The 13,474-nt window shown below is 66.7% G+C and carries 12 protein-coding genes; 3 read left to right on the top strand and 9 right to left on the bottom strand.

Annotated elements, in window-relative coordinates:
- Positions 1 to 13: 13 nt before the first annotated feature.
- Together ACFJGT_RS22580 and ACFJGT_RS22575 are read right to left on the bottom strand one after the other, a co-directional pair.
- Positions 14 to 829 carry an ABC transporter ATP-binding protein gene (locus tag ACFJGT_RS22580; protein ID WP_377842747.1) on the bottom strand — a complete coding sequence of 272 codons (816 nt, stop codon included), beginning with the start codon at positions 827 to 829 and terminating at the stop codon, positions 14 to 16.
- The gene (locus ACFJGT_RS22575) at positions 826 to 2,811 is read right to left on the bottom strand and encodes an AMP-dependent synthetase/ligase (protein WP_377849047.1); all 1,986 of its coding nucleotides are present in this window, start codon (positions 2,809 to 2,811) and stop codon (positions 826 to 828) included. Before ACFJGT_RS22575 ends, ACFJGT_RS22580 begins: the two co-directional genes overlap by 4 nt.
- Positions 2,812 to 3,082: 271 nt before the next feature.
- On the opposite strand from ACFJGT_RS22575, the gene ACFJGT_RS22570 reads away from it, so the two are divergent.
- A complete protein-coding gene (locus tag ACFJGT_RS22570) occupies positions 3,083 to 3,481 on the top strand; it encodes a VOC family protein (RefSeq protein WP_377842745.1) in 399 nt (132 codons plus the stop codon).
- Positions 3,482 to 3,709: 228 nt separating this feature from the next.
- Here the strand turns inward: ACFJGT_RS22570 and ACFJGT_RS22565 are convergent, their stop codons facing one another.
- From ACFJGT_RS22565 to ACFJGT_RS22555, 3 genes are all read right to left on the bottom strand, one after another.
- Entirely contained in the window at positions 3,710 to 3,982 is a 273-nt protein-coding gene (locus ACFJGT_RS22565; RefSeq protein WP_377842742.1) for a hypothetical protein, read from the bottom strand.
- 3 nt (positions 3,983 to 3,985) lie between these two features.
- On the bottom strand, positions 3,986 to 4,660 hold the full coding sequence (locus tag ACFJGT_RS22560) for a Crp/Fnr family transcriptional regulator (protein ID WP_377842740.1): 675 nt from the start codon (positions 4,658 to 4,660) through the stop codon (positions 3,986 to 3,988).
- A gap of 264 nt (positions 4,661 to 4,924) precedes the next feature.
- Positions 4,925 to 8,485 carry an indolepyruvate ferredoxin oxidoreductase family protein gene (locus ACFJGT_RS22555; protein ID WP_377842738.1) on the bottom strand — a complete coding sequence of 1,187 codons (3,561 nt, stop codon included), beginning with the start codon at positions 8,483 to 8,485 and terminating at the stop codon, positions 4,925 to 4,927.
- Between the two features lie 315 nt (positions 8,486 to 8,800).
- On the opposite strand from ACFJGT_RS22555, the gene ACFJGT_RS22550 reads away from it, so the two are divergent.
- Together ACFJGT_RS22550 and ACFJGT_RS22545 are read left to right on the top strand one after the other, a co-directional pair.
- On the top strand, positions 8,801 to 9,445 hold the full coding sequence (locus ACFJGT_RS22550) for a DUF1007 family protein (RefSeq protein ID WP_377842735.1): 645 nt from the start codon (positions 8,801 to 8,803) through the stop codon (positions 9,443 to 9,445).
- A complete protein-coding gene (locus ACFJGT_RS22545) occupies positions 9,436 to 10,458 on the top strand; it encodes a nickel/cobalt transporter (RefSeq protein ID WP_377842733.1) in 1,023 nt (340 codons plus the stop codon). The genes ACFJGT_RS22550 and ACFJGT_RS22545 overlap by 10 nt, the downstream gene beginning before the upstream one ends.
- 148 nt (positions 10,459 to 10,606) lie before the next feature.
- Here ACFJGT_RS22545 and ACFJGT_RS22540 read toward each other — a convergent pair whose 3' ends face one another.
- The 4 genes from ACFJGT_RS22540 to ACFJGT_RS22525 are packed head-to-tail and all read right to left on the bottom strand — an operon-like array spanning position 10,607 to position 13,473.
- Positions 10,607 to 10,990 (bottom strand): nitrile hydratase accessory protein, encoded by a 384-nt coding sequence (locus ACFJGT_RS22540; protein WP_377842731.1) that lies wholly within the window; start codon positions 10,988 to 10,990, stop codon positions 10,607 to 10,609.
- Complete coding sequence (gene nthB, locus ACFJGT_RS22535; RefSeq protein WP_377842729.1) at positions 10,977 to 11,636, bottom strand: nitrile hydratase subunit beta; 660 nt, start codon at positions 11,634 to 11,636, stop codon at positions 10,977 to 10,979. Before nthB ends, ACFJGT_RS22540 begins: the two co-directional genes overlap by 14 nt.
- The gene (gene nthA, locus ACFJGT_RS22530; protein WP_377842727.1) at positions 11,633 to 12,262 is read right to left on the bottom strand and encodes a nitrile hydratase subunit alpha; all 630 of its coding nucleotides are present in this window, start codon (positions 12,260 to 12,262) and stop codon (positions 11,633 to 11,635) included. The genes nthB and nthA overlap by 4 nt, the downstream gene beginning before the upstream one ends.
- 14 nt (positions 12,263 to 12,276) lie before the next feature.
- Positions 12,277 to 13,473: an amidase gene (locus ACFJGT_RS22525; RefSeq protein WP_377842725.1), complete on the bottom strand. Its 1,197-nt coding sequence runs from the start codon at positions 13,471 to 13,473 to the stop codon at positions 12,277 to 12,279.
- Position 13,474: the final 1 nt, after the last annotated feature.

The following is a 13,474-nucleotide window of genomic DNA, read 5'->3' as shown; positions in this document are numbered from 1 at the left end:
ATGTCCACGCTCCTCAATGTGCCACGCCGAGATAGGCATCGATGACGCGCTGGTCGGCCTTGACCTCGTCGGGCGTCCCGTCGGCGATCTTGCGGCCGTATTCGAGCACCACGACACGGTCGGACAGGTCCATCACCACGCCCATATCGTGCTCGATCAGCGCAATGGTCGTGCCGAACTGGTTGTTCACGTCGAGGATGAAGCGGCACATGTCCTCCTTCTCCTCGAGGTTCATGCCGGCCATCGGCTCGTCGAGCAGGAGCAGCTCAGGCTCCATGGCGAGCGCGCGGCCGAGCTCGACGCGCTTCTGCAGGCCGTAGGGAAGCTTGCCGACCGGCAATTTGCGGATGTGCTCGATCTGCAGGAAGTCGATGATGTCCTCGACGACGCGGCGATGCGCGATCTCCTCCTGCATCGCCGGGCCATGGCGCAAAGCCTGCCAGAAGAAGCCCTTCTTCATCTTGAGCGTGCGGCCGGTCATGATGTTGTCGAGCGTCGACATGCCCTTGAACAGCGCGACGTTCTGGAAGGTGCGGGCGATGCCGCCGGCGGCCGCGCGATGCGGGCGCATCTTGGCGCGGCGCTCGCCCTTGAAGACGATCTGGCCTTCCTGCGGCTGGTAGAAGCCGTTGATGCAGTTCAGCATCGAGGTCTTGCCGGCGCCGTTGGGGCCGATGATGGCGCGAATCTCGCCCTTGCGGATGTCGAAGGAGACATCGGTGATCGCCTTCACGCCGCCGAAGCGCAGCGAGATGTTCTCGACCGAGAGCAGGATCTCGCCCTTGGCTCGGATGGGTGTGCCGGTCACGTTGATCGGTTCCGCGTTCATGCCGCCTTCGCCGCTGACGGCGCCCCCTCGATCGTGACGGGATAGAGCTTGGCGTCGCGGACCTTGACGCGGGCCGAGATCGCGCCCTTGCGGCCGTCCTCGAAGGTGACTTCCGTCGAGATGTCGGCGGCGTCCGAGCCGTCATAGAGCGCGGCGACCAGCGGGGCGTAGCGCTCGGCGATGAAGCCGCGGCGGACCTTCTGGGTGCGGGTCAATTCGCCGTCGTCGGCGTCGAGTTCCTTGTGCAGGATCAGGAAGCGCTTGATCTGCGCGCCGCCCATCATCGGCTCCGAGGCGAGCGAGCGGTTCACCTCGTCGACATGCTTGGCGATCATGTCGTAGACGAGATCGTGGCCGGCGAGCTCCTGATAGGAGGCATAGACCACGTTGTTGCGCTCGGCCCAGTTGCCGACGGCGATCAGGTCGATGTTCAACGCGACGGTGGCGTAGTCGCGGCCCTGGCCGAAGGCGACGGCTTCCTTGATGTTCGGATAGAACTTGAGCTTGTTCTCGATGTATTTCGGCGGAAACAGCTCGCCATTCGCGAGCTTGCCGACATCCTTGGCACGGTCGATGATCTTGAGATGGCCGCCTTCGTCGAAGAAGCCGGCATCGCCGGAGCGGACATAGCCGTCGGCGGTCATCGTCTCCGCGGTCTTATCGGGGTCCTTGTAATAGCCGCCGAAGATCGAGGGCGAGCGGTAGAGCACCTCGCCATTGTCGTCGATGCGGATCTCCACCATCGGGGCCGGCTTGCCGACCGTGTCGGCCTTGATCTCGCCGTTCGGCTGCATGGTGATGTAGACCCCGGCCTCGGTCTGGCCGTAGAGCTGCTTCAGGTTGACGCCGATCGAGCGGTAGAAGCGGAAGAGCTCGGGGCCGATCGCCTCGCCGGCGGTGTAGCCGACCTTGATATTGGTCAGGCCGAAGCGGTTGCGCAGGGGTCCGTAGACCAGCCAGTCGCCGAGCTTGTAGAGCAGGCGGCCTTTCAGCGGCACGCTCTCGCCGTTCAGGATCTGCTCGCCATAGCGCTTCGCGACGTCGAGGAAGTAGTGGAACATCTTCCGCTTCAGGCTGCCTGCATCCTCCATGCGGACCATGGTCACGGTCAGCATGTTCTCGAAGACGCGCGGCGGGGCGAAGGCATAGGTCGTGCCGACCTCGCGGCGATCGTCGATCACCGTGTCCGGGCTTTCCGGGCAGTTGACGCAGAAACCGGCCAGCATCGCCTGCGCGTATGAAAAGACGTGGTCGCCGACCCAGGCGATCGGCAGATAGGCGATGACCTCGTCGGTCTCGTTGAGCCCGTCGAAACCACAGCCGATCTCGGCGGCTATCAGCACGTTGTAATGGCTGAGCATCACGCCCTTGGGCCGCCCGGTCGTTCCGGAGGTGTAGAGGATGATGCCGAGATCGGAGCCCTGGCCCTGCTCCATCTCGCGGGCGAGCGCGGCTTCCGCCTGCGGGTCCTTCAGCGCCCGGCCACCCGCCGCGATCACCGCCTCGATCGCGTGGAGCTTGCTGTGGTCGTAGTCGCGCAAGCCCCGCGGCTCGTCATAGAGCATGTGCCGGAGATGCGGCAGGCGATCGGCAATCGAGAGCAGCTTGTCGACCTGCTCCTGGTCCTGGACCACGGCGAAGACCGCCTCGGCATGGTCGAGGACATAGGCCATCTCCTCGGCGACGCCGTCGGCATAGACCGGGACGGGAATGGCGCCGATCCATTGCGCCGCGCACATCGACCAGTAGAGCCGCGGCCGGTTCTGCCCGATGATCGCGACCTTCTCGCCGCGCTTCAGGCCGAGGTCGTGCAGGCCCTTGGCGAAGTTGCGGACGTGCTCCGCGACCTCGGCCCAGTTCCATGACTGCCAGATGCCGAGATCCTTGTGACGGAAGGCGACGCGCGAGGCGCGCTCCCGTGCATTGCGCAACAGCAATTTCGGAAAGGTATCCGCCTGGCCGGCGGTGCCGCTTGCCACGATTGCGTTCTCCCTGTCGAGCCGCCATGCGTCGTGGCGACTTCCGCGGGCCGGTTTCCGGCCTCGTTCTCATGCAAGACTTGCAGGCGGCCATCATCCTTGCAAGGACCCGCTTGACAGACAATTCGCCTTTTGGTGACTATTGTCCCGCCGAAGTTTGCTTCTCACGCAGATGTGTTGCATGGCTTTTTTGCTTCGGCCCTGATTTTCCACACGAATTCGGCAGATTGAATCGGCGGGCAGAGCCTTGTCCGCGGCGATGGCGGACCGACTCATGCTTCATCATCTGTCTTTCGGCGTTTCCGATATCGAGCGCGCCTGCGCCTTCTACGACGCGGTGCTGGCGCCGCTCGGCTATGTCAGGGTCTGGCAGGATCTGCGCCCGGGCGAAGCCGGGCAGGCGGTCGGCTACGGGCTGCCGGGTGGTGGCGACAAGCTTGCGTTGAAGCTGCGCCCGGACGGCCAGAGGCCGCCGGGGCCGGGCTTCCATCTCGCCTTCGCCGCGCCGGATCGCGGGGCGGTCGACCGGTTCCATCAAGCGGCACTTAGCCATGGCGGGCTGGACAATGGCGCGCCGGGACTGCGCGCGCATTACGGGCCGCATTACTACGCGGCTTTCGTGGTCGATCCCGACGGCCATGCGATCGAGGCCGTGTTCAACGCGCCGGTGTAGCTCGCGATTGAACGACGCTGGTCATCCCGGGCGACCGCAGGGAGACCCGGGATCCATGCCGAGCGCTTCCGGTAGAGGGTCAGGCATGGATCCCGGATCTCCGCTTCGCTGCGTCCGGGATGACCCCGCGTCCTTATGAAAGCGCGGGGTCACACTGCAACTGACCGCAAGGAACAGCCCGCTACGCAAGAACATGACGGGCCGGTTCGATGTGATTTACGCCCAGAATCAACGGCGGCGCGTTGTTCCGTGGTTTGCTGTCTCACTGCGCGACCGATGGTCGGCGCGAACCTTCACCGGCTGGCAGGCATGGAAGGGATCGAGCCAGTTGCCCCAGAGGCGCCGGGCGATCTCCGACTGGGCGGCGGCGTATGCGAGGATCTGGTCGTTGACCCGTTTCGTCATGAGGTCGAGGAGGCCAAACATGGCGGCGGTTCCTTTCTCAGCCTGGGCTGTTCGGGAGAAGGAACGCGCGAAACGCGATTTGGTGCCCTGCAGCAATTTTCAACCTTCGTAGCGGGCGAGCCTGTCGAGGTCGCGGATGGTGACGCTGCCATGGCCGAGCTCGATCAGGCCGAGATCGGCGAGCTTCGCCAGGCCCTGATTGGCCATCTGCCGGGAAATGCCGGCGAGCATGCCGAGCTCCTCCTGCGAGATCGCCAGCGTGCGGCCGAGATCGGGGTAGAGGATCGGGTTGAACAGCCAGGCGAGATTGCGGGCGAGGCGCCCCGTGGAATCGAGCGTGCGCTCGGTCTCGGCCAGCGAGATGAACTGGGCGAGGCGCTCGTTGAACTGGTGCACGAGGAAGCGGTTGAACGCAGCCGAGTGCTCGAACAGCCAGAGGAAGGTCGAGCGCCGCATCAGGGCGAGCCGGGTTTCGCGCAAAGCCACCAGCTCGTAGCGGCGCGGCTCGGCCTTGATGACCGTGCCCTCGCCGAACCAGGCGCCGCCCCGCATGCCGGCGAGCGTCGCGGATTTCCCGGTCTTCGAGGTCGTCGCCATCTTGACCAGCCCGTCGGCGATACCGGTCCAGGCTTCCAGGCGGTCTCCGACATGGCAGATCGAAGCGTTCTTGCCATAGGTCTTGAAGGATATGCCGCGCCGCGCCTCCTCGAACTCGGCCTCCGACAGGTCGCGGGACCAGGAGGCGATGGCGCGCAGTTCCTCGGGGGTGATCAAGGTGGCGGTTATCCGGGTTGGCGGCGGCGGGCGACAGTATGGGCTGCGAGGGCAATCGGACTCAAGTTGAACCAAAGAGGCGCAAGCGAGACGGAAAGGCGCGGGGAACCCTCTCCCGGAGGGAGAGGGCAGGGTGAGGGGTAGGTCGTTGGACACTGTGGCCGTGACCTGACCGCTGCGCCGCTGAAAGGTGGAGCTTTACTGGTCCAGGGGCCTACAGCTCACCCCTGCCCCTCTCCTTACAGGAGAGGGGTTCCCCGCGTTCTATTCGGCAGCCTGGGGCAGAGTTGATGCCGTGGAAGTGCCATCCCGCAACCGCACCAGCAGCACCGCCTCCTCGGCCTTCGCCGCCTTGAGATGCCGTTCCTTGACATGGCCGAAGCCGCGGATCTTTTCGGGTATCGCCGCGAGCGCCACGCAGAGCGCGTGGTTCTCCGGCGACAACCGCGTCAACAACTCGTTCAAGAGCGCCTCGTAATCGGAGATCAGCCGGCGCTCGGTGCGCCGTTCCTGCGTGTAACCGAAGAGATCGAAGGCCGTGCCGCGCAGGCCCTTGAGCTTCGCCAGCACGGCGAAGGCACCCATCATCCAGGGGCCGAAGCTCATCTTGCGCGGCAGGCCGGTGTTCGGATCGCGCCGCGCCAGCAGCGGCGGAGCGAGGTGGAACTCGTAGCGCAGCTTCTTGCCGTCTCCGGCGTCTGCCTCGAAAGTCGCCGCGACCTGCTTGCGGAAGGCACCGTCGCTGTAGAGGCGGGCTACCTCGTACTCGTCCTTGTAGGCCATCAGCTTGAAGAGGTTGCGGGCGACGGCTTCGCTGAGCGCGGTCTGGCCGGGCATCACTGCCGCCTCCCGCGTCTGCACGCGGGCGACGAGATGGCGGTAGCGCGCGCCATAGGCCGCGTTCTGATAGGCGGTGAGGAAGGCGACGCGGCGCTCGATGATCTCGTCCAGCGTCTGCGAGAGCTGGCGGGCCGGCGTCGCGGCCTTGCTTTGCGACAGGAGGCTGGCGAGCGCTTGCGGATCATGCGCGGCGCGGCGGCCGAGCTCGAAGGCCTGCCTGTTCATGGCGACGGCCTCGCCGTTGAGCTCGATCGCCTTGAGCAGCGCCTCACGCGATAGCGGGACGGCGCCGAGCTGCCAGGCATGGCCGAGCATGAACATGTTGGCGGCGATGGCATTGCCGAGGAAAGCGACGGCCGCCGCCGTCGCGTCGATGAAATGCGTCTGCTCGCGGCCGGCGGCCCCCAGGATCGCGCGCTTCAGGCGCTCGGTCGGCAGCGAGAAATCGGCGTTGCGGGTGAAATCGCCCGGCAGGCTTTCGGCCGTGTTGACGATGACAGTGCCGCGTTCGGGCCGGATCGCGCCCAGCACCTTCTTCGAGCCGGTGACGGTCAAGTCGCAGCCGAGCACGAGATCGGCCTGTCCGGCGGTGACGCGGATGGCGTGGATATCGTCCGGGTGGGGCGCGAGCTTGACGTGGCTGAAGACGGCGCCGCCCTTCTGGGCGAGGCCGGCCATGTCGATCATGCCGCAGCCCTTGCCTTCGAGATGCGCGGCCATGCCGAGGATCGCGCCGATGGTGACGACGCCGGTGCCGCCGACGCCGGTGACGATCACCGCGAAGCTGCGGTCGAGCGCCGGCACGACAGGCTCGGACAGTTCGCCATGGCCAAGCGTCGAGACATCTAGCCGGAGCGGATCGGCTTTCTTCGGCTTCGCACCATGGACCGTGACGAAGGACGGGCAGAAGCCCTTCACGCAGGAAAAATCCTTGTTGCAGTTCGACTGGTCGATCTGGCGCTTGCGGCCGAATTCGGTCTCCAGCGGCTGGACCGAGACGCAGTTCGACTGCACGCCGCAATCGCCGCAGCCCTCGCAGACCAGCTCGTTGACGATGACGCGCTTGTCCGGGTCCGGGTAGGCCCCGCGCTTGCGCCTGCGGCGCTTCTCGGTGGCGCAGGTCTGGTCGTAGAGCAGCAGCGAGACGCCGGAGACCGTGGCAAGCTCGCGCTGGACGGCGTCGAGATCGTCGCGATGGTGCAGCGTGGTGCCGGCCGGCCATTGCGTGCCTGGCGGGTACTTGCCGGGGTCGTCGCTGACGACGGCGATGCGGGCGACGCCTTCGGCCGCGACCTGCCGCGCCATCTGGTCGGGCGAGAGATGGCCTTCCGCCTGCTGGCCGCCGGTCATGGCAACCGCATCGTTGTAGAGCAGCTTGTAGGTGAGGGTGACGCCTGAAGCGACCGCCCAGCGGATCGCGAGCGAGCCGGAATGGGTATAGGTGCCGTCGCCGAGATTCTGGAAGACATGGCCGCGCTTGGAGAACGGCGCTTCGCCGATCCAGTTCGCGCCTTCGCCGCCCATCTGGGTGAAGCCCGCCGTGTCGCGGTCCATCCACTGCACCATGTAATGGCAGCCGATGCCGGCATAGGCGCGCGAGCCCTCGGGCACGACGGTCGAGGAATTATGCGGGCAGCCCGAGCAGAAATAGGGCGTGCGCCTGGCGATCTCCTGCGCCTCGGCGAGGCGGCCTTGTGCGGCGGCGATGTCCTCCAGCCGGGCGCGCAGGGCGGGATCGTCGCGGTATTGCAGCAAGCGGCTGGCGAGCGCGATCGCGATATCGTTGGGGTCGAGCGCGCCATGGACGGGGAAGAGCCAGTCGCCCTTCTCGTCCTTCTTGCCGACGACCATCGGCTGGTGCTTCGCGCCGTAGAGCTCCTCGCGGACCTGGACCTCGATCAGCGAGCGCTTCTCCTCGACCACCATGATCAGGTCGAGGCCTTCGGCGAAGGCCTTCAGCTCGGCCGGATCGATCGGCCAGGGGCAGGCGAGCTTGAACAGGCGGATGCCCAGATCATTGGCGCGGACCTCGTCGATGCCGAGATCGGCGAGCGCCTGCTGCACGTCGAGATAGGATTTGCCGACGGTGGCGATGCCGATGCGCGGTGTCTTGCCGCCCTGCGTGACAATGCGGTTCAGCTTGTTGGCGCGCAGATAGGCCAGCATCGCATCGCGCTTGTAGAGATGCATCCGGCGTTCCTGCTCGACGAAATCGAGCTCGCGACGGATGGCGAGGCCGCCTTGCGGCGGAGTGTAGTCGGTCGGCGTGACGATCGTGACGCGATCGAGCGAGCCGTCGATTGAGGCGGTCGATTCGATGTTGTCCTTGACGCATTTGATGCCGACCCAGACCGAGGCGAAGCGCGAGAGCGCGATGCCGTGCAGGCCGTAATCGATGATCTCCTGCACGCCGGCCGGGTTCAGGATCGGCATCATCCGGTCGACCAGCACGAATTCGGTCTGGTGGGCGTTGGTCGAGGACTCCGCGGTGTGATCGTCGCCCATCAGGCAGATGACGCCGCCCTTGGGATCAGTGCCGGCCATGTTGCCGTGGCGGAAGACGTCGCCGGAGCGGTCGACGCCCGGGCCCTTGCCGTACCAGAGCGCGAAGACGCCGTCGTGCTTGCCCTCGCCGCTCAGGCCCGCCTGCTGCGTTCCCCAGATCGCGGTCGCGGCGAGGTCCTCGTTCAGGCCCGGCTGGAAGACGATATTCGCGGCCTTGAGGGGCTTCGCGGCGCGCATCAATTGCTGGTCGAGCCCGCCGAGCGGGGAGCCGCGGTAACCGGAGACGAAGCCTGCCGTGTCGAGCCCGGCCCGGCGGTCGCGCTCGCGCTGCATCAGTAGCATGCGGGCGACGGCCTGGGTGCCGGTGAGGAAGACCTCGCGCTTCTCAAGGTCGTATTTGTCGTCGAGCGCGACTTCGCGCAGGCCGATCTGGCGCAGCGCGCCCGCCTCGGTGCCGGATTTCCGCGGTATCTCGGCCATGTTCGGCCTCCCGGATCGTCGTTCCCGCCGACGGGCCGGTGATCCCGGCCTCATGTTTCGCCGTCTCCGCGGCGAATATGTCAGTGAGGCTGACATATCGACCGGAGGCGGTCAATCGATCTGGTATCATTCCAGTTTTCGGGGCTGGGTCCAGAGATTTGCGGGAGTTGCCGGTGTGCGCCACGCGGGAGGCGCCGCGATTTGGCCCTGTTTGGCGGGGAAGGCTGGAGGAGCGATCCGGCGCGACGAAGCGCGTGTTGACGATCGCTTAACCATGATCCACGCAGAGCCACGGGGATCACAGAGGGTTCGCCTTTGACGCGACGCGCGCATCTTTCGGCCCTGTCGGGGCTCCTGCTGGCGGCTATCGCCGCCGGGCCGGCGGCTGCGCATCCGCATGTCTTCGTCGCGGCCAAGGCCGAGATCGTCTTTTCGGCCGATGGTTCGGTGCAGGCGATCCGGCACCATTGGAGCTTCGATGAGGCCTATTCGGCCTATATCACCCAAGGGCTCGACAAGAACGGTGACGGCAAGCTGACTTCGGACGAATTGGCCGATCTCGCCAAGATCAATGTCGAATCGCTGCCCGATGTTGAGTTCTTCACCGCCGCCAAGCTCAACGGCCGCAAGCAGGAATTCGGCACGCCGGGCGAGCAGGTCATGTCCTTCGACAACAAGGTGCTGACGCTGGTCTTCACGCTGCCGTTGAAGACCCCGGCCAAGGCGCGCTCCTTCGGCATCGAGATCGGCGACCCCACCTATTTCGTCGCCTTCGACATCGTCGATGCACCGGATGCGGTGGTGACCAAGGGCGCGCCGCAGGGCTGCGTCGTGCGGGTCAACCGTCCGCCCAAGCTCGACGATGCCACGCAGAAGCGCCTCGCCGAAGCCGACATCACCGCGACGCCCGATGTCAGCGGGCTCGAAGTGACGACACGGGCGCTGGTGGCATGTCCGTGACAGCAACCGAGACAGCACGCCCGACCGGTGCGGCTCTTTCGCGGCGGCTGATCGCCTGCGCGCTGGCGCTGCTTCTGGTCGGGAGCGTGGTCGCGCTGATCGCCTTCCTGATCGCGAGCGTGAGCCCGCCGCCTCCGCCCCCGCCGCGCAATCCTTTCGGCACGGCCCTGCCGCGTGAAGCGCTGCCGTCGACCACCGGCTTCGGCGCCATCTTGATCGCCTGGCAATCGAGTTTCTATCGCGAGCTGACGGCGACATTGAAGGCGATCGCGACGGGGCCTGCCGCGCTCTGGGGCCTTCTCGGACTCTCCTTCGGCTATGGCGTCTTCCATGCGGCCGGGCCCGGCCATGGCAAGGCGGTGATCTCCGGCTATATCGTCGCCGATAATCGCAGCCTGAAGCGCGGTCTGGTATTGAGTTTCGCGGCGGCGCTCCTGCAGACCGTGGTCGCGATCGCGATCGTGACGGTCGCGACGCTGCTCCTGCGGGTGACCGCGATGCAGATGAATGCGGCGACCACCGTGATCGAGCAGGGCAGCTTCCTGCTGGTCGCACTGGTCGGGTTGCTGATGCTCTGGCGGAAGTCGGGCGCGCTGGTCAGGCTGGAAGCGGGCGGGGCGCATGATCCGGCGGCTTGCGACCATGTCCATATGCCCGATGCCGAACAGGTCTCGCGGCTCGCCGGCTGGCGCGACATGGCCGGCGTCGTCGTCGCGGCCGGGGCGCGGCCCTGCGCGGGCGCGCTGATCATCCTCGTCTTCGCCAATGCGCAAGGGCTGTTCTGGGCCGGCATCGCCGCGACCTTCGCCATGGCGTTGGGCACGGCGCTCACCACCGGAGCGCTCGCGGCCTTCGCGGTGTTCTTCAAGTTCGCGGCGCTGAAATTCGCGGGCGGCGGCAGCCTGCGCTCGGCGCGATTGATCGCGGGACTCGAATTGCTGGCTGCCGCCTTCGTCGCCGTGCTCGGCGCGGCACTGTTCACCGGTCTCTGGATAGGCGGGATGGGAAGCTAAAGCGGTTCGGTTCGGTGCAGAGCCTCGCCGTCATCCCGAACAAGCGACGTAGTCGCGTAGATCCGGGATCCATCGTAGAGCGTCGAGCCTTACGAAGGATCCCGGGGCAAGCCCGGGATGACGGCGGAGGTTCTGGCGCTCCTGCCTGCTAACGCAGCGGATCGTTCTCCAGCAGGATCGGCTTGCCATGCGGCGTCGCCTCGGCGGCGCGGGTCCAGGAGGCGGCGAGCGCGTCGACGCCGTCATGGGAGGCAAGCCCCTTTTCGATCAGCAGGTGCTCCAGCGCCTCGCACCAGCGCTCGTAATAATCCGAGCCGTCGCGGCAGCCTCCGGCGGCCAGCGCCTCGCGGATTTCGGCGCCGAGCGCCTGCGCCCATTCCTCGGGGGTGAAGACGCCCTTGTTCTGGAGTTCGACGACCAGCGCGAAGGCATGGGCCTGCCAAGGCTCGGCGAAGATCGGCCCCTCGGCATCGCGCGGGATCGGCGTGTCGGCGGCGAGCGCTGCCGCCAGATCGGTCTCAGGCCGGCTCAAGATAGCTCTCCCAGGCCTCGATGCTGACGGTTGAGGTCGGGTCGGCATCGCGGCCCCAGAGCTCGTGGCCGTCGAAGACGACCGTGTAGAGCCATTGCGCCGTCTCGGGCTGCCCCTGCGCTCCTGTATCCGGGAAGACATGGCAGCCGACGATGCGCTCGACCATACCGGTCTTGCCGCGGGCATAGCGCGGCAGGCGGGTGTGGTGCTGCGGGTGCATCACGATGGTGCGGACCTTGTCACCGACCGCGAAGCGGGCCGCAGCCTTGGCCTCGCGTTCATAGGGGAAGCCGCGGCGCAGGACGCCCGCGACCTCATCACCCTTGAGCACGCGCTTGGGCTCGCGGCGTTCAGGGGCCGGGTTGCCGGTCGCGAGTTCGTCCGTGCTCAGGAAACCGTGCTTGACCAGCACCTTGTCGAGCGCGGCGAGCCAGATCTCGTAGTAGGTCGAGGAGAGGTACTGCGCCGGCGGCAGGCTTTCGCGGGCATGGCGAATCTCGTCGATCGACCAGGCGCCCATGGCACCGGCCGCGACATTGATCGCGAGCACGCGCTTTTCCCATTCGCCATGGAAGACCGGCTCGTTCGGCTCGGGAACGACGGGGCCGAAACCCATCTGGCCGCCGAGATCATGGGCGCTGTTCATGCGGCGTCCTCCACGCGCGGCAAGCCGGTGCCGATCATCGAATCGCGCGTGACGATGCTGGCGAGCTTCTCCTCGCTCCAGCCCTCGGTGTCGGCGGGTCGCATCGGGATGACGATGAAGCGGGTCTCGGCGGTCGAATCCCAGACGCGGACGCGCTGGTTCTCCGGCAGCGTCACGCCGAAATCGGCGATCGTGCCGCGCGGGTCGATCACCGCCTTGGCGCGATAGGGCGGGGATTTGTACCAGACCGGCGGCAGCCCGAGCACCGGCCACGGATAGCAGGAGCAGAGCGTGCAGACGATCAGGTTATGCTGCTCAGGCGTGTTGAAGCAGGCGACGATATGCTCGCCGCCGCGCCCGCCATAGCCGAGCTCGGCAACCGCGGCCGTGCCGTCCGCCTTCAGGCGTTCGGCGAAGGCCGGGTCGGTCCAGGCTTTGGCGACGATGCGGGCGCCGTCGCGCGGGCCGATCTTCGTCTCGTAGGTGTCGATGATCGCGTCGAGCGCGGCCGGGTCGACATAGCCCTTCTGGACCATCAGCGTTTCCAGCGCCTTCACCCGCGCCTCGATGGCCGTGAAGTGGTTGTCGTGGGCGTGATCGTGATCGTGGTGGTGATGTCCGCTCATGGCGGTCTCTCCTCTCAGGCGATCCGGATGCGGGCGGCGCTCTCGCAGCGCAGCGCGAAGGCGACGAGCGAACGGTCGGAGCCCTTCGGCCCGATCAGCGACAGGCCGAGCGGGGCCCCCTCGCGTTGCGCCACGGGAATCGTGACCTGCGGGAAGCCGGAGAGGCCGGCAAGGCAGAGCAGCCGCAATGCCCGGTTGCGGAAATCCTCCAGCTCGGATTCCTTCGCCGCGATCAGCGGAGCGACATCCGGCATGGTCGGCAGGATCAGCACGCCGTCCTGCCCGAGCAGGCGCGCGAGCCGGGTGCGGAAGGATTTCCGGGTGGCTTCGCCCTTGGCGTATTCCGCGTCGGTCACCGCCTTCGAGAAGGCGAAGCGTTCCTTCACACCCGGTCCGAGCGGCGGGTTGAAGCGCTCGATCATCGGGCCGTCCGACAGCCAGGCTTCGCGGCCCTGGATCCAGCGGAAGGCCCAGTAGAGCGCATCGAGATCGCGCGCGAGCTTGACGCCTTCGGGCTGGCCGAGCGCGGGAATCGTGCGCTGCACGACATTGCGCAGGATCGTCTCGGCTTCGGGCACGGCCTGGGCGAACATGTCGTCGGCCAGCAGGAGGCGCGGCATTTCCGGTAGTTCGGTCTTGTCGGGGCCGAACAGGACATTGGCGACGCGGGCGAAGATATCGCCGTCACGGGCGAACCAGCCGGGCGTATCCAAGCTTTCCGCCAATGGCCATGCCCGCTTCAGCGAGAGCCGGCCATGGCTTGGCCGGATGCCGAAGAGGCCGCCATAGCTCGCGGGAGCGCGGACCGAGCCGCCGGTATCGGAACCCAATGCGATATCGGCGAGACGCCCGGCCACCGCCGCCATCGAGCCGCAGGAGGAGCCGCCGGTGATGCGGTCCGGCGCGGCCGGATTGATCGGCGAGCCGAAATGCGCGTTCTGGCCGTTGAGCGAGAAGGCGAGCTCGTCGGTATGGGTCTTGCCGACGAAGCGGGCGCCCGCCTGCAGCAGATCCTTCACGATCGGCGCGGTCTTGGCCTTGATGCCGGACTGCGCCAGCACCAATGGCGAGCCGGCCCCGGTCGGGTAGCCCTTGATGTCGAAGAGGTCCTTCACCGCCAGCGTCAAACCGGCGAGCGGGCCGGCGACGGCGTGTTTCACGGGGGCGTCGGGATAGGGCACGAAGCAGCGGAACGGATCGTCGAAAGTCATC

Source organism: Allobosea sp. UC22_33, from assembly GCF_042700715.1.
Lineage (GTDB): Bacteria > Pseudomonadota > Alphaproteobacteria > Rhizobiales > Beijerinckiaceae > Allobosea.
This window is presented reverse-complemented; position numbering and strand designations above follow the sequence as displayed.